General features: G+C 70.7%; 18 protein-coding genes. 1 reads left to right on the forward strand and 17 read right to left on the reverse strand.

Annotation, left to right across the window (positions count from 1 at the left end):
• Nucleotides 1-41 precede the first annotated feature (41 nt).
• From gmk to pyrR, 10 genes are all read right to left on the reverse strand, one after another.
• Entirely contained in the window at nt 42-659 is a 618-nt protein-coding gene (gene gmk, locus ABTX18_RS18070; RefSeq protein ID WP_352123694.1) for a guanylate kinase, read from the reverse strand.
• A 38-nt stretch (nt 660-697) separates the two neighbouring features.
• Nucleotides 698-1,021, reverse strand: a complete 324-nt coding sequence (locus tag ABTX18_RS18075; protein ID WP_018524251.1) for an integration host factor — start codon at nt 1,019-1,021, stop codon at nt 698-700.
• Between the two features lie 245 nt (nt 1,022-1,266).
• Nucleotides 1,267-2,106 carry an orotidine-5'-phosphate decarboxylase gene (gene pyrF / locus ABTX18_RS18080; protein ID WP_352123695.1) on the reverse strand — a complete coding sequence of 280 codons (840 nt, stop codon included), beginning with the start codon at nt 2,104-2,106 and terminating at the stop codon, nt 1,267-1,269.
• Entirely contained in the window at nt 2,103-3,212 is a 1,110-nt protein-coding gene (locus ABTX18_RS18085) for a quinone-dependent dihydroorotate dehydrogenase (RefSeq protein ID WP_352123696.1), read from the reverse strand. The genes pyrF and ABTX18_RS18085 overlap by 4 nt, the downstream gene beginning before the upstream one ends.
• An 83-nt stretch (nt 3,213-3,295) precedes the next feature.
• Complete coding sequence (gene carB, locus ABTX18_RS18090) at nt 3,296-6,604, reverse strand: carbamoyl-phosphate synthase large subunit (RefSeq protein ID WP_352123697.1); 3,309 nt, start codon at nt 6,602-6,604, stop codon at nt 3,296-3,298.
• Nucleotides 6,597-7,739 (reverse strand): glutamine-hydrolyzing carbamoyl-phosphate synthase small subunit, encoded by a 1,143-nt coding sequence (gene carA / locus ABTX18_RS18095; protein WP_352123698.1) that lies wholly within the window; start codon nt 7,737-7,739, stop codon nt 6,597-6,599. Before carA ends, carB begins: the two co-directional genes overlap by 8 nt.
• The gene (locus ABTX18_RS18100) at nt 7,736-8,347 is read right to left on the reverse strand and encodes a PH-like domain-containing protein (RefSeq protein ID WP_352123699.1); all 612 of its coding nucleotides are present in this window, start codon (nt 8,345-8,347) and stop codon (nt 7,736-7,738) included. The genes carA and ABTX18_RS18100 overlap by 4 nt, the downstream gene beginning before the upstream one ends.
• A complete protein-coding gene (locus tag ABTX18_RS18105) occupies nt 8,344-9,630 on the reverse strand; it encodes a dihydroorotase (RefSeq protein ID WP_352123700.1) in 1,287 nt (428 codons plus the stop codon). The genes ABTX18_RS18100 and ABTX18_RS18105 overlap by 4 nt, the downstream gene beginning before the upstream one ends.
• 2 nt (nt 9,631-9,632) lie before the next feature.
• The gene (locus ABTX18_RS18110; protein WP_352123701.1) at nt 9,633-10,628 is read right to left on the reverse strand and encodes an aspartate carbamoyltransferase catalytic subunit; all 996 of its coding nucleotides are present in this window, start codon (nt 10,626-10,628) and stop codon (nt 9,633-9,635) included.
• Between the two features lie 85 nt (nt 10,629-10,713).
• Nucleotides 10,714-11,298, reverse strand: a complete 585-nt coding sequence (pyrR, locus tag ABTX18_RS18115) for a bifunctional pyr operon transcriptional regulator/uracil phosphoribosyltransferase PyrR (RefSeq protein ID WP_148016313.1) — start codon at nt 11,296-11,298, stop codon at nt 10,714-10,716.
• Nucleotides 11,299-11,519: 221 nt separating this feature from the next.
• On the opposite strand from pyrR, the gene bldD reads away from it, so the two are divergent.
• Nucleotides 11,520-12,020, forward strand: a complete 501-nt coding sequence (bldD, locus tag ABTX18_RS18120) for a transcriptional regulator BldD (RefSeq protein WP_018103903.1) — start codon at nt 11,520-11,522, stop codon at nt 12,018-12,020.
• A 169-nt stretch (nt 12,021-12,189) separates the two neighbouring features.
• Here the strand turns inward: bldD and nusB are convergent, their stop codons facing one another.
• The 7 genes from nusB to aroC form a co-directional block, all read right to left on the reverse strand.
• Complete coding sequence (gene nusB / locus ABTX18_RS18125; protein ID WP_136318263.1) at nt 12,190-12,621, reverse strand: transcription antitermination factor NusB; 432 nt, start codon at nt 12,619-12,621, stop codon at nt 12,190-12,192.
• 2 nt (nt 12,622-12,623) lie between these two features.
• Nucleotides 12,624-13,190 (reverse strand): elongation factor P, encoded by a 567-nt coding sequence (efp, locus tag ABTX18_RS18130; protein ID WP_352123702.1) that lies wholly within the window; start codon nt 13,188-13,190, stop codon nt 12,624-12,626.
• Between the two features lie 50 nt (nt 13,191-13,240).
• On the reverse strand, nt 13,241-14,347 hold the full coding sequence (locus ABTX18_RS18135) for an aminopeptidase P family protein (protein WP_352123703.1): 1,107 nt from the start codon (nt 14,345-14,347) through the stop codon (nt 13,241-13,243).
• A 126-nt stretch (nt 14,348-14,473) separates the two neighbouring features.
• Nucleotides 14,474-15,358 carry a Pro-rich N-terminal domain-containing protein gene (locus tag ABTX18_RS18140; RefSeq protein ID WP_352123704.1) on the reverse strand — a complete coding sequence of 295 codons (885 nt, stop codon included), beginning with the start codon at nt 15,356-15,358 and terminating at the stop codon, nt 14,474-14,476.
• A 138-nt stretch (nt 15,359-15,496) separates the two neighbouring features.
• A complete protein-coding gene (gene aroQ, locus ABTX18_RS18145; protein WP_073729478.1) occupies nt 15,497-15,937 on the reverse strand; it encodes a type II 3-dehydroquinate dehydratase in 441 nt (146 codons plus the stop codon).
• Complete coding sequence (gene aroB, locus ABTX18_RS18150; protein WP_352123705.1) at nt 15,934-17,565, reverse strand: 3-dehydroquinate synthase; 1,632 nt, start codon at nt 17,563-17,565, stop codon at nt 15,934-15,936. The genes aroQ and aroB overlap by 4 nt, the downstream gene beginning before the upstream one ends.
• The gene (aroC, locus tag ABTX18_RS18155; RefSeq protein WP_352123706.1) at nt 17,562-18,746 is read right to left on the reverse strand and encodes a chorismate synthase; all 1,185 of its coding nucleotides are present in this window, start codon (nt 18,744-18,746) and stop codon (nt 17,562-17,564) included. Before aroC ends, aroB begins: the two co-directional genes overlap by 4 nt.
• Nucleotides 18,747-19,176: the final 430 nt, after the last annotated feature.

A 19,176-nucleotide genomic window follows, 5' to 3' on the forward strand; every position in this document is an offset into this window, starting at 1 on the left:
GCTTTGTAGCCGGTGCCCCCGTGTCGGTGCGTTCATCATGCTCATTCGCCGCCGGCACGGTGGCCGGAAGCCTCCAGCATCAAGGCTAGCAGCTCGCGTGCCACGTCCTCGACCGAGGTATTGACCAGCGTCGTGTCGAACTCGGATTCGGCGGCCAGTTCGACCTTCGCCGCGCCGAGTCGGCGCTCGATCACGTCGGGCGCCTCGGTGCCCCGGCCGGTGAGCCGGCGCACCAGCTCGTCCCAGCTCGGGGGCGCGAGGAAGACCAGCTGGGCGTCCGCCATGGACTGCCGGACCAGCCGGGCGCCCTGGAGGTCGATCTCCAGCAGCACCGGCTCACCGGCCTCCAGCCGCTCCTGCACGGCACGCCGTGGAGTGCCGTAGCGGTTGCCGGCGAACTCGGCCCACTCCAGCAGCTCACCGTTGGCGATCAGCTTGTCGAACTCCTCGTTGTCCACGAAGAAGTAGTGGACGCCGTTGCGTTCGCCGGGGCGGGGCTTGCGGGTCGTCGCCGACACCGAGAGCCACACCTCGGGGTGGACTTTGCGCATATGCGCGACGACCGTGCTCTTGCCGACCCCCGAGGGGCCGGAGAGCACGGTCAGCCGCGGACGTACGTCCGGGGGTACGGGGGACGTCCCCCGGGATGTTGCAGCCATGGAACGATTATCCCGGTTCTCAGGAGTGCCTGAGACCGTCAGGCGGCGCTGCCGCCGAACTCACGCTCCAGGGATGCGATCTGGTTGGAGCCGAGACCCCGGACCCGGCGGCTCTCGGAGATGCCGAGCCGCTCCATGATCTGCTTGGCGCGGACCTTGCCCACGCCGGGCAGGGACTCCAGCAGGGCGGAGACCTTCATCTTGCCGATGACGTCGTTCTCCTGTCCCGACTTGATGACCTCGTGGAGGGAGGCGCCGGAGTGCTTGAGTCGATTCTTGACCTCGGCCCGCTCCCGGCGAGCCGCGGCGGCCTTTTCGAGCGCGGCTGCGCGCTGTTCAGGGGTAAGGGGCGGAAGAGCCACGCCTACGTCACCTCGGATGTCGATCTGTCGGATACGGACCGGTGAGGCGACGGAAACGCCCCTCACCTGGTGAGCCGCGAACAACCTGTGCTCGTTGGCTCTCGACGGAGACTAGCGGCCAGGGCCGCCGGAGTCAGCGAGAACAGACGAAAAGTCCTGGTCAGCCTGCGCCGACCAGGACATTCCTGGCATAACACCTGAGTTTTTTGGTCAGGATTCCGTCAACGGGCTGTTACGTGGCAGTGTCAGCCGTCCGAGAGGGCCGCGCGGACCTCGTCCGCGAACCGATCGGCGGCTTCGCGCAGCCCTGACGCGTCCGGACCGTGGCGCAGCACGCCCCGGCTCACGCTGGGCACCACGTTGCCGACCGCGTCGCCGAAGAGGCCCGGAAGATCCGCGGGCGTGGCGCCCTGGGCGCCGATGCCGGGCGCGAGCAGCGGGCCGTTGATCGCGAGGTCCGCCCCCGCGTCGCCGAGCGTCGCGCCGACCACCGCACCGACCGAGCCGAGCGGGGTGGCACCCTCGTTCTCGGCGGCCATGTGGTCGAGCATCACCTGCGCCAGCGAACGGCCGTCCGCGGCGGTGGCGCGCTGCACCTCGGCGCCCTCCGGGTTGGAGGTGAGGGCCAGCACGAAGACGCCGGAGCCGGAGACCGCCGCCGCGTCGAGCGCGGGCCGCAGGGAACCGAAGCCGAGGTACGGCGAGACCGTGACCGCGTCGGAGTACAGCGGCGAGTCCTTGTTCAGGTAGGTCGCGGCGTAGGCCTCCATGGTGGAGCCGATGTCGCCGCGCTTGGCGTCCATCAGGACCAGCGCGCCGGCCGCCCTGGCCTCCTCGACGGCCTTCTCCAGTACGGCGACGCCGCGCGAGCCGAACCGCTCGAAGAACGCGGACTGGGGCTTGAGGACGGCGACCCGGTCGGCCAGTGCCTCGACGACCGTACGAGTGAAGCGCTCCAGGCCCGCGACGTCGTCGCGGAGCCCCCAGGAGCTCAGCAGGCTCGCGTGCGGGTCGATGCCGACGCAGAGGGGTCCACGGGTGTCCATGGCGTGGCGCAGGCGTGCGCCGAAGGGTTCCTGGGTCATTTCACGGCCTTCCTGGTGTCCGCGCCGACGGCGTCGGCGAGGGTGGCGTACGGGGAGGCGGCCAGGCGTGCGGCCAAGCCCTTGTGGATCGCGCGGGCGTAGAACGGGCCCTCGTAGATGAAGGCGCTGTAGCCCTGGACGAGCGTGGCGCCGGCGAGGATGCGCTGCCAGGCGTCCTCGGCGTTCTCGATGCCTCCGACGCCCACGAGCGTGATCCGGTCGCCCACGCGGGCGTACAGGCGGCCCAGGACCTCCAGGGAGCGCTCCTTGAGGGGCGCGCCGGACAGTCCGCCGGTCTCCTTGACCAGGGAGGCCGGGGACTTCAGTCCCAGGCCCTCGCGGGCGATGGTGGTGTTGGTGGCGATGATGCCGTCCAGGCCCAGTTCGACCGCGAGGTCGGCGACGGCGTCGACGTCCTCGTCCGCGAGGTCGGGGGCGATCTTGACGAGCAGCGGGACCCGGCGGGCGGTGACGGTCCGGTCGGCCGCCTCCCGTACGGCGGTCAGCAGCGGGCGCAGGGCCTCGGTGGCCTGGAGGTTGCGCAGCCCGGGGGTGTTGGGCGAGGAGACGTTGACGACGAGGTAGTCGGCGTGCGCGGCCAGGCGCTCGGTGGACTTCACGTAGTCGGCGGCGGCGTTGGCCTCGGGGACGGTCTTGGTCTTGCCGATGTTGACGCCGACCGTGGTGCGGAAGACCGGGTTGCGGGCGGCCAGGCGCTCGGCGACGGCGGCGGAGCCCTCGTTGTTGAAGCCCATGCGGTTGATGAGCGCCCGGTCGGCCACGAGGCGGAACAGGCGCTTCTTCGGGTTGCCCGGCTGCGGTTCTCCGGTCACCGTGCCGATCTCGACGTGGTCGAAGCCGAGCATGGCCATGCCGTCGATCGCGATGGCGTTCTTGTCGAAGCCGGCGGCGAGTCCGAAGGGGCCGTGCATCCGCAGGCCGAGCGCCTCGGTGCGCAGCTCCTTGTGACGGGGGGCCAGCGCGGCGGCCACGAAGGTGCGCAGGACCGGGGTGCGGGCGGCGAGGCGGATCCAGCGGAAGGCCAGGTAGTGGGCCTGCTCCGGGTCCATGCGCTTGAAGACCAGGTCGAAGAAGAATTTGTACATCACGGGTGTCCTCGGTGTTCTCGCGGAGCGTCGGTGGTCTCGCGAAGAGGGGGACACCGTTTCCGGTGTCCCCCTCTGGGCTGCTATTCCCGCGCTGCGGTCAGATGCTCCGCGTGTTCCTGGAGGGAACGTACGCCGACGTCTCCCTGGTTGAGGGCGTCGATGCCCTGGACGGCCGCGGCGAGCGCCTGGACCGTGGTGAGGCAGGGAACGGACCGCGCGACGGCCGCGGTGCGGATCTCGTACCCGTCGAGCCGGCCGCCGGTTCCGTACGGCGTGTTGACGATGAGGTCGACCTCGCCGTCGTGGATGAGCTGGACGATCGTCCTCTCGCCGTCCGGGCCCTGGCCCTCGGACTGCTTGCGCACGACACGCGCGTTGATGCCGTTGCGCTTGAGGACCTCGGCGGTGCCGGAGGTGGCCATCAGCTCGAAGCCGTGGGCGACCAGTTCGCGGGCCGGGAAGATCATCGAGCGCTTGTCGCGGTTGGCGACGGAGATGAAGGCGCGGCCCTTGGTGGGCAGCGGGCCGTACGCGCCGGCCTGCGACTTGGCGTACGCCGTGCCGAAGACCGAGTCGATGCCCATGACCTCGCCGGTGGAGCGCATCTCCGGGCCGAGGACCGTGTCGACGCCGCGGCCGTGGATGTCGCGGAAGCGCGACCACGGCATGACGGCCTCCTTGACGGAGATCGGCGCGTCCAGCGGCAGGGTGCCGCCGTCACCGTGCCTGGGCAGCAGGCCCTCCGCGCGCAGCTCCGCGACGGTCGCGCCGAGCGAGATGCGGGCGGCGGCCTTCGCGAGCGGGACCGCGGTCGCCTTCGAGGTGAAGGGGACGGTGCGGGAGGCGCGCGGGTTGGCTTCGAGGACGTAGAGGATGTCGCCGGAGAGCGCGAACTGGATGTTGATCAGTCCGCGGACGCCTACGCCCTTGGCGATGGCCTCGGTGGAGGCGCGCAGCCGCTTGATGTCGTACCCGCCGAGGGTGATCGGGGGCAGGGCGCAGGCGGAGTCGCCGGAGTGGATGCCGGCCTCCTCGATGTGCTCCATGACGCCGCCGAGGTAGAGCTCGGTGCCGTCGTAGAGGGCGTCGACGTCGATCTCGATGGCGTCGTCGAGGAAGCGGTCGACCAGGACCGGCCGGGTGGGGCTGATCTCGGTGGACTCGGCGATGTACGAGGAGAGCCGGGTCTCGTCGTACACGATCTCCATGCCGCGGCCGCCGAGCACGTACGACGGGCGTACGAGGACGGGGTAGCCGATCTCGTCGGCGATGGCCTTGGCCTCGGCGAAGGTGGTGGCGGTGCCGTGCTTCGGCGCCGGGAGACCTGCCTCGGCGAGGACGCGGCCGAACGCGCCGCGGTCCTCGGCGGCGTGGATCGCCTCCGGGGAGGTGCCGACGACGGGCACGCCGTTGTCCTTGAGCGCCTGCGCCAGGCCCAGCGGGGTCTGGCCGCCGAGCTGGACGATGACCCCGGCGATCGGGCCTGCGAGGGACTCCGCGTGCACGATCTCCAGCACGTCCTCGAGCGTCAGCGGCTCGAAGTACAGGCGATCGGAGGTGTCGTAGTCAGTGGAGACCGTCTCCGGGTTGCAGTTGACCATCACCGTCTCGTAGCCCGCGTCGCTCAGGGCGAAGGAGGCGTGGACGCAGGAGTAGTCGAACTCGATGCCCTGGCCGATGCGGTTGGGCCCGGAGCCGAGGATGATCACCGCGGGCTTGGTGCGGGGAGCGACCTCGCTCTCCTCGTCGTAGGAGGAGTAGAAGTACGGCGTGTTCGCGGCGAACTCGGCGGCGCAGGTGTCGACCGTCTTGTAGACCGGGCGGATGCCTAGCGCGTGCCGCACCTCCCGGACGACGTCCTCGCGCAGGCCGCGGATCTCGGCGATCTGCACGTCGGAGAAGCCGTGCCGCTTGGCGTCGGCCAGCAGCTCGGGGACGAGCTTGTCGGCGGCGGCGAGCTCGTCGGCGATCTCCTTGATGAGGAAGAGCTGGTCGACGAACCAGGGGTCGATCTTCGTGGCGTCGAAGACCTCTTCCTGGGTGGCGCCGGCCCGGATCGCCTGCATGACGCTGTTGATCCGGCCGTCGGTCGGGCGGACCGCCTCGGCCAGCAGTTCGGCCTTGTCGCCTGGCTCCCCGGTGAAGGCGAACTGCGAGCCCTTCTTCTCCAGGGAGCGCAGCGCCTTCTGCAGGGCCTCGGTGAAGTTCCGGCCGATCGCCATGGCCTCGCCCACCGACTTCATGGTGGTGGTGAGGGTGGAGTCGGCGGAGGGGAACTTCTCGAAGGCGAAGCGCGGGGCCTTGACCACGACGTAGTCGAGGGTCGGCTCGAAGGAGGCCGGGGTCTTCTCGGTGATGTCGTTCGGGATCTCGTCGAGCGTGTAGCCGACGGCCAGCTTGGCGGCGATCTTGGCGATCGGGAAGCCGGTGGCCTTCGACGCGAGCGCCGAGGAGCGGGAGACGCGGGGGTTCATCTCGATCACGATGACGCGGCCGTCGGCCGGGTCGATGGCGAACTGGATGTTGCAGCCGCCGGTGTCGACGCCGACCTCGCGGATGATCGCGATGCCGATGTCGCGCAGCCGCTGGTACTCGCGGTCGGTGAGCGTCATGGCGGGGGCGACGGTGATCGAGTCACCCGTGTGGACGCCCATGGGGTCGAAGTTCTCGATGGAGCAGACGACGACGACGTTGTCGTTCTTGTCGCGCATGAGCTCGAGCTCGTACTCCTTCCAGCCGAGGATGGACTCCTCCAGGAGCACCTCGGTGGTCGGGGAGAGCGTGAGGCCCTGTCCGGCGATGCGGCGCAGCTCGTCCTCGTCGTGGGCGAAGCCGGAGCCGGCGCCGCCCATGGTGAAGGAGGGGCGGACGACGACGGGGTAGCCGCCGAGGGTGTCGACGCCCTTCATGATGTCGTCCATCGAGTGGCAGATGACGGACCGGGCGGATTCGCCGTAGCCGATCTTCGCCTTGACGGCCTCGACGACACCCTTGAAGAGCTCGCGGTCCTCGCCCTTGTTGATGGCCTCGACGTTGGCGCCGATGAGCTCGACGCCGTACTTCTCCAGGACACCGTTCTCGTGCATGGAGATCGCGGTGTTGAGCGCCGTCTGGCCGCCCAGGGTCGGGAGCAGCGCGTCGGGGCGCTCCTTGGCGATGATCTTCTCGACGAACTCGGGGGTGATCGGCTCGACGTACGTGGCGTCGGCGATCTCCGGGTCGGTCATGATCGTCGCCGGGTTGGAGTTGACCAGGATGACGCGCAGGCCCTCGGCCTTGAGGACGCGGCAGGCCTGGGTGCCGGAGTAGTCGAACTCGGCGGCCTGTCCGATGACGATCGGACCGGAGCCGATGACCAGGACGGACTGGATATCGGAGCGCTTAGGCACGCTGGCCCTCCATCAGGGAAACGAAGCGGTCGAAGAGGTACGCGGCGTCGTGCGGGCCGGCGGCTGCTTCGGGGTGGTACTGGACGCTGAAGGCCGGCCGGTCGAGGAGCTGGAGGCCCTCGACGACCTGGTCGTTCAGGCAGACGTGGGAGACCTCGGCGCGCCCGTAGGCGGTGTCGGAGACCTTGTCGAGCGGGGCGTCGACGGCGAAGCCGTGGTTGTGCGCGGTGACCTCGACCTTGCCGGTCGAACGGTCCTGCACGGGCTGGTTGATGCCGCGGTGGCCGTACTTCAGCTTGTACGTGCCGAAGCCGAGCGCGCGGCCCAGGATCTGGTTGCCGAAGCAGATGCCGAAGAGCGGGGTCTGCCTCTCCAGGACGCTCTGCATGAGAGAGACGGGGTGGTCGGCGGTGGACGGGTCGCCGGGGCCGTTGGAGAAGAAGACGCCGTCGGGCTGCACCGCGTACACCTCCTCCAGCGTGGCGGTGGCGGGCAGGACGTGGACCTCGATGCCGCGCTCGGCCAGCCGGTGCGGGGTCATGCCCTTGATGCCGAGGTCGATCGCGGCGACGGTGAACTTCCTGGTGCCGATCGCGGGGACGACGTACGTCTCCTTGGTCGCGACCTCGGCGGAGAGGTCGGCGCCGTTCATCTCGGGGGCCTGGCGCACCTTGGCGAGCAGGACGCCCTCGTCCTCCAGGGCGTTGCCGGAGAAGATGCCGACCCGCATCGCGCCGCGTTCGCGCAGGTGGCGGGTGAGGGCGCGGGTGTCGATGCCGCTGATGCCGACGACGCCCTGGGTCGCGAGCTCCTCGTCGAGGGAGCGGCGGGAGCGCCAGTTGGAGGGCACCCGGGCGGGGTCGCGGACGACGTAGCCGGCGACCCAGATCCGCTTGGATTCGGGGTCCTCGTCGTTCACACCGGTGTTCCCGACGTGCGGGGCGGTCATCACGACGACCTGGCGGTGGTACGAGGGGTCGGTCAGGGTTTCCTGGTAGCCGGTCATGCCGGTGGAGAACACCGCCTCGCCGAAGGTCTCCCCCACGGCCCCGTAGGCGCGGCCGCGGAAGGAGCGGCCGTCCTCCAGGACGAGTACGGCGGGAGCTTTGGCGGCTCCCCGGGTGGAGATCGTCATCGTGCGGTGCCTTCCGTAGTGCTGGTGAGAGGAGTGCTGGTGCGGGTGCCGGCGAGAGCGTTGACGGCTTCGACCCAGGCGGCGTGCTCGGCCGCGTGGTCGGAGCGGAATCCGGAGTCGATCAACTGGTCGCCGAGCGCCCAGGTGATGACCAGGAGGCCGCCCTCGGGCAGGACCTTGCCCGCGAGTGCCTTGTCGGTCCGGGCTTCGCGCAGGTCGGCGGCGGGGACGAAGAAGTCCGTCGCGCCGGGCCGTACGACGTCGAGGCCCTGTTCGGTGAGGGTGAGCTCGACACGGCTGCGGGTGCCGAGGCCGTGGGCGACGATGCGGTCGAGCCACTGCCCGGCGGTCGTCGAGGCGTGGTAGCGCCCGGTCAGCGTGAGCAGCTTCTCGCCGTCCGCGTAGCCGTCCGGGGTGGTCGCGAGGTCGGCGAGGCCGGACTGGAGGCTGCCGCGCCACTTCCATCCCTGGCGCATCAGCCAGTAGACGAAGGCGATGAGGACGATCAGTCCGATCACCCAGCTGATGCGGGCGGACCAGTCGGTGACCTCCGCCGATTTCTGCTCGGCCAGTCGGTACAGCTGGTGGGTGGGGCTGAGTGTTGTCACGCGAGTTTCCCGTCGACGACCGTGGCACGGCCCCGCAGGAAGGTGTGGGTCACTCGGCCCGGCAGCTCGCGCCCCTCGTAGGGGGTGTTGCGGCTGCGGGAGGCGAAGCCCGCGGGGTCCACGGCTCCACGGTATGCCGGATCGACCAGGGTGAGGTTGGCAGGCTCGCCCTCCGAGACGGGCCGGCCGTGTCCGTCGAGGCGGCCGATGGCCGCGGGGCGCAGCGACATCCGGTCGGCGACGCCGGCCCAGTCGAGCAGACCGGTGTCCACCATCGTCTCCTGGACGACGGAGAGCGCGGTCTCCAGGCCCACCATGCCCATGGCGGCCGCGGCCCACTCGCAGTCCTTGTCCTCGTGCGGGTGCGGGGCGTGGTCGGTGGCGACGCAGTCGATCGTGCCGTCGGCGAGGGCCTCGCGCAGGGCCATGACGTCGGCCTCGGTGCGCAGGGGCGGGTTCACCTTGTAGACCGGGTTGTAGGACCGGACGAGCTCGTCGGTGAGAAGCAGGTGGTGCGGGGTGACCTCGGCGGTGACGTTCCAGCCCTTGGACTTGGCCCAGCGGACGATCTCGACGGATCCGGCGGTCGACAGGTGGCAGATGTGCACCCGGGAGCCGACGTGCGCGGCGAGGAGCACGTCGCGGGCGATGATCGACTCCTCGGCGACGGCGGGCCAGCCGCCGAGGCCGAGCTCGGCCGAGACGATGCCCTCGTTCATCTGGGCGCCCTCGGTGAGGCGGGGCTCCTGGGCGTGCTGGGCGACGACCCCGTCGAACGCCTTCACGTACTCCAGGGCGCGGCGCATGATCACCGCGTCGTCGACGCACTTGCCGTCGTCGGAGAAGACCTTCACTCCGGCGGCCGAATCGTGCATGGCGCCGAGTTCGGCGAGCTGCTTGCCCTCCAGGCCGACGGTGACGGCGCCGATGGGCTGCACGTCGCAGTAGCCGGATTCCTTGCCGAGCCGCCAGACCTGCTCGACGACGCCGGCGGTGTCGGCGACCGGGAAGGTGTTGGCCATGGCGTGCACGGCGGTGAAGCCGCCGACCGCGGCGGCCTTGGTGCCGGTCAGGACGGTCTCGGAGTCCTCGCGGCCGGGCTCGCGCAGATGGGTGTGGAGATCGACCAGGCCGGGGAGCAGGATCTGGCCGGCCGCCTCGATCACGGTGGCGTCGCCGGCGTCGAGCCCGGTGCCGACCGCGGCGATGGTCTCGCCGTCGATGAGGACGTCCTGGGCTGCGCCGCCGAGTACCTTCGCGCCGCGGATAAGGATCTTGCTCATGGTTACTTGTTCTCCTCGGTACGGGCGGCGGCTGGGGCTGTGGCGGGCGCGGCGGGCTCGGAGCCGCCGAGCAGCAGGTAGAGCACGGCCATGCGGATCGAGACGCCGTTGGCGACCTGCTCGACGACCGTGCACCGGTCGGAGTCGGCGACCTCGGCGGTGATCTCCATGCCGCGGACCATCGGGCCGGGGTGCATGACGATGGCGTGCTCGGGCATCTTCGCCATCCGCTCGCCGTCCAGGCCGTAGCGGCGGGAGTACTCGCGCTCGGTCGGGAAGTAGGCGGCGTTCATCCGCTCACGCTGCACACGAAGCATCATCACAGCGTCCGACTTCGGCAGCACCTCGTCGAGGCTGTAGCTGATGTCGCAGGGCCACTGCTCGACGCCGACGGGGACGAGGGTGGGCGGGGCCACCAGGGTGACGTGGGCGCCGAGCGTCGTCAGCAGGTGGACGTTGGAGCGGGCGACACGGCTGTGCAGGATGTCGCCGACGATCGTGATCCGCCGGCCGTCGAGGTCCTTGCCGAGCCCGGCGTCGGCCCCGACCAGCCTGCGGCGCATGGTGAAGGCGTCCAGGAGCGCCTGGGTGGGGTGCTCGTGCGTGCCGTCACCGGCGTTGACGACCGCGCCGTCGATCCAGCCGGACGTGGCCAGGCGGTACGGGGCGCCGGAGGCGCCGTGCCGGATGACGACGGCGTCCGCGCCCATCGCCTCCAGGGTCAGGGCGGTGTCCTTGAGCGACTCGCCCTTGGAGACCGAGGAACCCTTGGCGGAGAAGTTGATGACATCGGCGGACAGCCGCTTGGCGGCCGCCTCGAAGGAGATGCGGGTACGCGTCGAGTCCTCGAAGAAGAGGTTGACGACGGTACGTCCGCGCAGGGTCGGGAGCTTCTTGATCGGCCGGTCCGCGACCCTGGCCATCTCCTCGGCGGTGTCGAGGATCAGGACGGCGTCGTCGCGGGTGAGGTCGGCGGCCGAGATGAGGTGGCGCTTCATCTGGGTGTTCTCCGGGTGGCTGGAGGGTTCAGGCGTGCGGGCGTGCGGAAGCCGCCGTACGGCAGGTGGGCCGTACGGAGGGCAGCTACCGCTCGACCGCCGGGGCGGCCTGCTCGACCCCGAGCAGCACGGCGTCGCGGCCGTCCTCCTCGGCGAGCTGGACCTTGACCGTCTCCCGCAGCGACGTGGGGAGGTTCTTGCCGACGTAGTCGGCACGGATGGGCAGTTCGCGGTGTCCGCGGTCGACGAGGACCGCGAGCTGCACCGCGCGGGGCCGGCCGATGTCGCCGAGCGCGTCGAGTGCGGCGCGGATCGTGCGGCCGGAGAAGAGGACGTCGTCGACGAGGACGACGAGGCGGCCCTCGATGCCCTCGCCGGGGATCTCGGTGCGGGCCAGGGCGCGCGCGGGGCGCATCCGCAGGTCGTCGCGGTACATGGTGATGTCGAGCGACCCGACCGGCATCTTTCGGCCGGTGATCTCTTCGAGCTTGTCGGCGAGCCGGCGGGCGAGGAAGACGCCCCGGGTCGGGATGCCGAGAAGCACCACGTCGTCGGCGCCCTTGGCGCGTTCGACGATCTCGTGGGCGATGCGGGTCAGTACTCGGGCGATGTCGGGAGCCTCGAGAACGGGGCGTGCCGCATTGCCGGTGGCGTCGTGCTGTGCGTCCATAAGAAACGGACCTCCTTCTCCGCCTCACTGGACGGATCTTAAAGGACGTCGAAATTGCGTCATCCACGTTACCAGGGCCTGAGCAGGGCCCTTGTACCACCCCCGGGAGGCACCGGTCCGGACCATTCAGCTTGACGCACCCAAGTAACGCTGCGTAACCTCACAGTGAGTTACCAGCCACGCGGCGGAGCCGCACAATGTTCCAGCGTCCGGGGAGCCTTATGTCCAGCGAATACGCAAAACAGCTCGGGGCCAAGCTCCGCGCCATCCGCACCCAGCAGGGCCTCTCCCTCCACGGCGTGGAGGAGAAGTCCCAGGGCCGCTGGAAGGCCGTCGTGGTCGGCTCGTACGAGCGCGGCGACCGCGCCGTGACCGTGCAGCGCCTCGCCGAGCTGGCGGACTTCTACGGGGTTCCGGTGCAGGAGCTCCTGCCCGGCACGACGCCCGGCGGGGCCGCCGAGCCGCCGCCGAAGCTCGTGCTCCAGCTCGAGCGCCTCGCCCACGTCCCGCCGGAGAAGGCCGGACCCCTCCAGCGCTACGCGGCCACGATCCAGAGCCAGCGCGGCGACTACAACGGCAAGGTGCTGTCGATCCGCCAGGACGACCTGCGCACGCTGGCCGTGATCTACGACCAGTCGCCGTCCGTGCTCACGGAGCAGCTGATCAGCTGGGGCGTCCTGGACGCGGACGCGCGCCGCGCGGTCGCTCACGACGAGGGCTGACCACCCCGCGCAGAAACGTACCGCCGGGTCGGCGGGGCCCTTTTCCGGGCGCCCCGCCGGACCCGGCGTTTCCGTTTTCCGGACCCGTTTTCCCGGGCGGGCCCGGGACATGCCGAAGGGCCCGCGGTCTCGCGACCGCGGGCCCTTCGGCGGCAGAACGCCGCCGGGGCTACTGCTCCCGGCGAAGGTTCGGCTTGAGGTCCTTGAATCGGGCCAGCAGGCCGTTCACGAAGGACGGGGACTCATCGGTGGAGAACTCCTTGGCGATCTGCACCGCCTCGTCGATCACCACCGCGTCGGGTGTCGCGTCCACCCAGATCAGCTCGTACGCACCGAGCCGCAGGATGTTCCGGTCGACGACCGGCATGCGGTCGATCTCCCAGTCCACGGCGTAGGTGACAATGAGGTCGTCGATGCGGTCCGCGTACTGCGCGTACCCCTCGACGAGCTCCATCGTGTACTCGGTGACCGGCGGCTGACGGGTGTCCGACCGCGAGTGCCGCACCCAGTCCGCGAGGACCGTCTGCACGGACTCACCGCGCTGGTCGGCCTCGAAGAGGATCTGGAAGGCGCGCTTGCGGGCCGTATTCCGGGCAGCCACGGTTAGCTGTTCACCCGGCCGAGGTAATCGCCCGAGCGGGTGTCGACCTTGATCTTCTCACCCGTGGTGATGAAGAGGGGGACACCGATCTCGTAGCCGGTCTCCAGCGTGGCGGGCTTGGTGCCACCGGTGGACCGGTCGCCCTGGACGCCCGGGTCCGTGTGCTGGACGGTCAGCTCGACGGCGGCCGGCAGCTCGACGTAGAGCACCGCGCCCTCGTGCTGGGCGACGGAGGCGGTGAAGCCCTCGATCAGGAAGTTGGCGGCGTCGCCGACAGCCTTGCGGTCGACCATCAGCTGGTCGTAGGTGTCCATGTCCATGAAGACGAAGTACTCGCCGTCCATGTACGAGAACTGCATGTCGCGCCGGTCAATGGTGGCCGTTTCGACCTTCACACCGGCGTTGAACGTCTTGTCGACGACCTTGCCGGAGAGCACGTTCTTGAGCTTGGTGCGCACGAAAGCCGGGCCCTTGCCGGGCTTGACGTGCTGGAACTCGACGACGGACCAGAGCTGGCCTCCGTCGAGCTTGAGCACCAGGCCGTTCTTGAGGTCGTTCGTGGAAGCCACGGTTGCGGAATCTCCTGGACTGAAGCTGGTGGAACGGCCAAGGATGCGCGCTAGAGCGCGAGCAGCTCCTTGGTCGTAATGGTGAGTAGCTCGGGTCCGCCGTCCGCCTCGGGGCGCACGACGAGCGTGTCATCGATCCGGACTCCGCCCCGGCCCGGGAGGTGGACCCCCGGTTCGACGGTGACCGGCACACAAGCGTCCAGTTTACCCATGGCTTCAGGTGCCAGCTGCGGGTCCTCGTCGATTTCGAGCCCCACCCCGTGCCCGGTCCAAGGTGCGAGGCCCTCGCTGTGGCCCGCGGAGTCCAGGACCTGGCGGGCCGCACGGTCCACATCACGGTAGGCGGCGCCGGGCACGAGGGCCTCGCGGCCGGCCCGCTGAGCGGCGAAAACCAGGTCGTAGAGCTCGATCTGCCAGTCGGCCGGAGCCGTTCCGATGACGAAGGTGCGGCCGATCTCGCACCGGTAGCCGCGGTAGGTGGCGCCGAGGCAGACGGAGAGAAAATCTCCTTCTTCGACCCGCCGGTCCGAGGGGCGGTGGCGGCCTCTTCCGGAGTTGGGTCCGGTGGCGACGGACGTGGCGAACGCGGGGCCGTCGGCGCCGTGGTCCACCAGCCGGCGTTCCAGTTCGAGCGCGAGATGCCGCTCGGTGCGGCCGACCAGGATCGATTCAAGGAGCTCGCCCAGCGCCTGGTCGGTGATCTCGGCGGCGATCCGCAGGCAGCCGATCTCCTCCTCGTCCTTGACGAGACGCAGCTGCTCGACGTTGGCACCGAGATCGGCCAGCCGGAGCTTCGGGGCGACCGAGGCCATGGCCCGGTGCCGGGCGACGGTCAGGTCGTGTTCCTCGACGGCCAGGGACTCGGCCCCGCCGGCGGCGGCCAGATCCGCGGCGGCGACCACGGGATCACCGCCGCTCACCGGCAGCAGGTCCACCCGCAGCTGTTCGTCGGTGCGCCCGTCGGCCGGATCACCGGTCGGGGCGCGGGGGCAGAGCAGGACGTCCTCGTCGGGGCCGAGCAGCAGCACGGCACCCGGGGGCGCTCCGCCCGCCAGATAGCGGACATTGGCGGGGCGGGAGACCAGGGCGGCCGCGGATCCGACGGCGGCGCACCGGTCGCGGAGCAGCCCGCGGCGGACGGCGTACACCTCTGACATGCATCGAGCGTACGAGCGAGAAGCCCGGCCCGCCCGGCCTGCGCACCCGACCGGGGTACAGCACCCGTCCTTGCTCAGCGGCCACGAGGTCCGCTCAGCCCTCACGAGGCCCCCTCAGGCGCCGGATCACCAGGCCGGGGGGCTGGCGAGGGAGCGGGCGAGTATGTCGTCCAGGACGCGGGCGGTGGTCTCCACGTCGTACGTGGAGTTGTCGATGATCGGGAGGCCGGAGCCGTACCAGCCGGCCATACGGCCGTGGATGCGGGCGACCTCCTCGTCGGAGAGACGGCGGTTGCCGCTGCGAGCCGCGTTGCGCTCCAGGACGACCTCCAGGCCCGGCAGCAGGACGACGGGGAGCAGGCCCGGGCCGACGTGGCGCTTCCAGCCGCCGAGGCCGATGACGGGGCGGTCGGGGAAGACCGCGTCGTCGAGGATGCAGGAGATGCCGTTGGCCAGGAAATTGCGGGCCGCGAAGCCGCAGGTGCGGCGGGCCAGGCGGTACTGGGCCTCGGACTGGTCGTTCCACCCCGCCTGCGGGTCGGCGAAGCCGGAGCAGACCCACTCGCGTACGTCGTCGAGGCTGACGTGGGCGGTCGGGACGCGGCGGCGGGCGGCCCACAGCTTGGCCACCGTGGTCTTCCCGGCGCCTGCCGGGCCGATCAGGAGCACGGCGAGGGTCGCCGTGCCGGTGCCGGGCCCTGTGGGCGGTGCGGGCAGCGGTACGGGCCCGCCGGGCGGCAGCTGGATGTGCCCGGTGGTCTCCCGGGAGACCGGGGCGGAGGCCTGGCGTGGCGCGGGGCCGGTCCAGCCCTGGGCGCGCTGCCCCTGCGGAGCGGGCGGCGCCGCGGGCGGCGGACCCGGGTGACCGGCCGGTGGCTGGGCGGGCGGACCGGCCGGCGGAGGGACCGGCGGGCCCTGATGCCCGGGGTGCTGGGCCTGGTGCGACCAGCCGACGGGTCCGTTTCCGGGTCCCTGGGGCGGCGGCAGCGGGGCCCCCACTGCGTGCTGCATCCGGTGGCACTCCGTCTCGTACAGGCAACTGGCGCTGGTGGAACGGCAACCGTACCTTCCCCGGCCGCCACCGTGAGAACGGCCGGGGAGGGTCCACGGTGCCCGTCGGCCAGTCGGCTTCCGGAGCGTGGCGGTGCGTCAGTCCGTCAGTTCGTCCGCGAGCGCGCGCAGGGCGAGCCGGTAGGAGCCGATGCCGAATCCGGCCACGGTCCCGGTGGCGACCGGTGCGACCACGGAGGTGTGGCGGAATTCCTCGCGCGCGTACGGGTTCGAGATGTGGACCTCGATCAGCGGAGCGGTGCGCTGGGCGGCCGCGTCCCGCATCCCGTACGAGTAGTGCGTGAAGGCGCCCGGGTTGAGAACGACCGGAATTGAACCGTCCGCGGCCTCGTGGAGCCAGCGGATCAGCTCCCCCTCGTCATTGGTCTCCCGGACGTCGACATCGAAGCCGAGCTCCTTGCCGAGAGTGCGGCAGGTGTCCACGAGCCCCGCGTACGAGGTGGCTCCGTAGACATCGGGTTCCCGGGAGCCGAGCCGGCCGAGGTTGGGACCGTTGAGGACGAAGACCCGGCGGGTCACGCCGAGACCTCCCCGTAGGCGGCCAGCAGAACGGCCGGGTCCGGGCCCTCCAGGACGGTGGGCTTGCCGAGGCCGTCCAGGACGATGAAGCGCAGCAGGTTGCCGCGGGACTTCTTGTCGACCTTCATGTTCTCCAGGAGCTTGGGCCACTGGTCGGCGCGGTAGGTGAGCGGCAGTCCGACGGACTCCAGAACGGTGCGGTGCCGGTCGGCGGTGGCATCGTCCAGGCGGCCGGCCAGGCGGCCCAGTTCGGCGGCGAAGACCATGCCGATGGACACGGCGGCGCCGTGGCGCCACTTGTAGCGCTCGTTCTTCTCGATGGCGTGCGCGAGGGTGTGCCCGTAGTTGAGGATCTCGCGGAGCCCGGACTCCTTGAGGTCGCTGGAGACGACCTCCGCCTTGACCCGGATGGCCCGCTCGATGAGCTCGGCGGTGTGCGGTCCGGCCGGGGTGCGCGCGCCCTGCGGATCCGCCTCGACGAGGTCGAGGATCACCGGGTCGGCGATGAAGCCGGCCTTGATGATCTCCGCCATGCCGGAGACGTAGTCGTTGACCGGCAGCGAGTCCAGCGCGGCCAGGTCGCAGAGCACCCCGGCCGGCGGGTGGAAGGCGCCGACGAGGTTCTTGCCCTCGGCGGTGTTGATGCCGGTCTTGCCGCCGACGGCCGCGTCGACCATGCCGAGCACGGTGGTGGGCACGGCGATCCAGCGCACCCCGCGCAGCCAGGAGGCGGCGACGAAGCCGGCGACGTCCGTGGTGGCGCCGCCGCCGATGCCGACGATGACGTCGGTACGGGTGAAGCCGGTCTGGCCGAGCGCCTTCCAGCAGTAGGCGGCGACCTCGACGGTCTTGGCCTCCTCGGCGTTGGGCAGCTGGATCGCGATGGCCTCGTAGCCCTGGTCCGCGAGGTCCTGGCGGACGGCCTCGCCGGTCTCGGCGAGCGCCTCGGGGTGGAGGACGGCGACGCGCTGGGCACGGTCGCCGATGAGCGTGGGCAGCTCGCCGAGGAGCTGCCGGCCGATCAGCACTTCGTACGGGTCGGTGCCCGCGCTGCCGGCGATCTGAATGCGGGTGGCGGCCTGATCGGTCATCGTTGGGTTCTCCCGGCCGGACGGTGCGTCCGGCAGCTCCAGTGCGTCGAGGACCGCCTGCGCGACCTCCTCCGGTGTGCGCTCGTCGGTCGCGACGACCGCGCGGGCCACCTCCGTGTAGAGGTGGCGGCGGGCCTCCATGAGCTCGCGCCACTGCCGGCGCGGGTTCACGGCGAGCAGCGGGCGCGCGGTGTTGAGCCCGACGCGCTTGACCGCCTCGTCGACGTCCATCGAGAGGTAGACGACGGGGTGCTCGGAGAGCAGGTCCCTGGTCGCCTCGTCGAGGACGGCTCCGCCGCCGAGCGAGAGGACGCCCGCGTGTTCGGCGACGGCGGCCTGTACGGCCTCACGTTCCAGTGCGCGGAAGTGCTCCTCGCCCTCGTCGTAGAAGATCTCGGCGATGGACTTGCCGGCCGTGGCCACGACATCGGCGTCGGTGTCCCGGTAGCCGGTGCCCAGCCGGGCGGCGAGCAGCTCGCCGACCGTGGACTTTCCCACGCCCATCGGTCCGACCAGGACGATCAGCGGACCGCTCATCGGATCTGGAGGTGGTCGAGGTACGACTGGACGTTGCGGTGGGTCTCGGCGACGCTGTCGCCGCCGAACTTCTCCGCGACCGCGTCGGCGAGGACCAGCGCGACCATCGCCTCGGCGACGATGCCGGCCGCAGGAACGGCACAGACATCGGAGCGCTGGTGGTGCGCCTTGGCCGGCTCACCGGTCACCACGTCGACCGTGGCAAGCGCGCGCGGCACCGTCGCGATCGGCTTCATGGCGGCACGGACGCGGAGCAGCTCACCGGTCGTCAGACCGCCCTCTGTGCCGCCGGCGCGACCGGAGGCGCGCCTGATGCCGTCCTCGGTCACCAGGATCTCGTCGTGCGCCTGCGAACCGGGCACCCGGGCGAGGTCGAAGCCGTCGCCGACCTCGACGCCCTTGATGGCCTGGATGCCCATGAGCGCGGCGGCGAGCCGGGCGTCGAGGCGGCGGTCCCAGTGCACGTGCGAACCGAGCCCGACCGGCACTCCGTACGCCAGCACCTCGACGACGCCGCCGAGCGTGTCGCCGTCCTTGTGGGCCTGGTCGATCTCGGCGACCATCTGCTTGCTCGCGGTGGCGTCGAGGCAGCGCACCGGGTCGGCGTCGAGCTTCTCGACGTCGGCCGGGACCGGGTAGACCCCGTACGGGGCCTTGGCCGCGGCCAGCTCGACGACATGGCTGACGATCTCGATGCCGGCCGTCTCCTTGAGGTACGACCGGGCCACGGCTCCGAGCGCGACCCGCGCGGCGGTCTCCCGGGCGCTGGCACGCTCCAGGATCGGCCGGGCCTCGTCGAAGCCGTACTTCTGCATGCCCGCGAGGTCGGCGTGGCCGGGCCGGGGGCGGGTCAGCGGGGCGTTACGGGCCTGGGCGGCCAGCACCTCGGGGTCGACCGGGTCGGCCGACATGACCTGTTCCCACTTGGGCCACTCGGTGTTGCCCACCATCACGGCGACGGGCGAGCCCATGGTCAGGCCGTGCCGGACCCCGCCGAGGAAGGTGACCTCGTCCTTCTCGAACTTCATCCGGGCGCCGCGCCCGTATCCGAGCCGTCGCCTGGCGAGCGCGTCGGCCACCATCTCCGTGGTGACGGGGATGCCGGCGGGAAGACCCTCCAGCGTCGCCACCAGTGCGGGGCCGTGCGACTCTCCGGCGGTCAGCCAGCGCAACCTGCTCAACGGTGCTCCTCATGCTCGCGCCTGTTAACTCCAACGGCGCGACCGGGTGCGCGGCCCTGGCCCGCCGCCCCCGATCCTCCCACGACCGGGCCCTCCGGCCCGCCGCCGGTCCAGCAGACGGACGGTTCATTGGATGTTCGTCCTCAGGGGCCGGAATCCCGTGTACATGGCCACGGCTGCCGCACGCAGCGCGGACGCTCCATGCGGCAGCCACTGCCGATTCAGCTGATGAAAATCGATCAGCCACACCATCCGTAAGGGCTGGTATGACTACCCCAAAATATGCCGTTGTCGACGTACTGCACGCCCCCCGTATACCGCACGCAGGTATCTACCGCTTTCACGTACACCGGGCCGGCGTAATATTTGTAGTACCCGCGATCCTTCTTCCAGCTTCCGCCTTGGGCCTGAACTCCAGACTCCAACAATT

This window comes from Streptomyces sp. NPDC096323, assembly GCF_040302845.1.
GTDB lineage: Bacteria > Actinomycetota > Actinomycetes > Streptomycetales > Streptomycetaceae > Streptomyces.

Bases quoted from the DNA above. Each gene is read 5' to 3' on its own strand.
- pyrR (WP_148016313.1), bottom strand. From the start codon at position 11,298: ATGGACGCACAGCACGACGCCACCGGCAATGCGGCACGCCCCGTTCTC.
- carA (WP_352123698.1), bottom strand. From the start codon at position 7,739: ATGACGATCTCCACCCGGGGAGCCGCCAAAGCTCCCGCCGTACTCGTC.
- gmk (WP_352123694.1), bottom strand. From the start codon at position 659: ATGGCTGCAACATCCCGGGGGACGTCCCCCGTACCCCCGGACGTACGT.
- bldD (WP_018103903.1), top strand. From the start codon at position 11,520: ATGTCCAGCGAATACGCAAAACAGCTCGGGGCCAAGCTCCGCGCCATC.
- ABTX18_RS18085 (WP_352123696.1), bottom strand. From the start codon at position 3,212: ATGTACAAATTCTTCTTCGACCTGGTCTTCAAGCGCATGGACCCGGAG.
- ABTX18_RS18135 (WP_352123703.1), bottom strand. From the start codon at position 14,347: ATGTCAGAGGTGTACGCCGTCCGCCGCGGGCTGCTCCGCGACCGGTGC.
- aroB (WP_352123705.1), bottom strand. From the start codon at position 17,565: ATGAGCGGTCCGCTGATCGTCCTGGTCGGACCGATGGGCGTGGGAAAG.
- pyrF (WP_352123695.1), bottom strand. From the start codon at position 2,106: ATGACCCAGGAACCCTTCGGCGCACGCCTGCGCCACGCCATGGACACC.
- ABTX18_RS18140 (WP_352123704.1), bottom strand. From the start codon at position 15,358: ATGCAGCACGCAGTGGGGGCCCCGCTGCCGCCGCCCCAGGGACCCGGA.
- ABTX18_RS18110 (WP_352123701.1), bottom strand. From the start codon at position 10,628: ATGAAGCGCCACCTCATCTCGGCCGCCGACCTCACCCGCGACGACGCC.
- ABTX18_RS18105 (WP_352123700.1), bottom strand. From the start codon at position 9,630: ATGAGCAAGATCCTTATCCGCGGCGCGAAGGTACTCGGCGGCGCAGCC.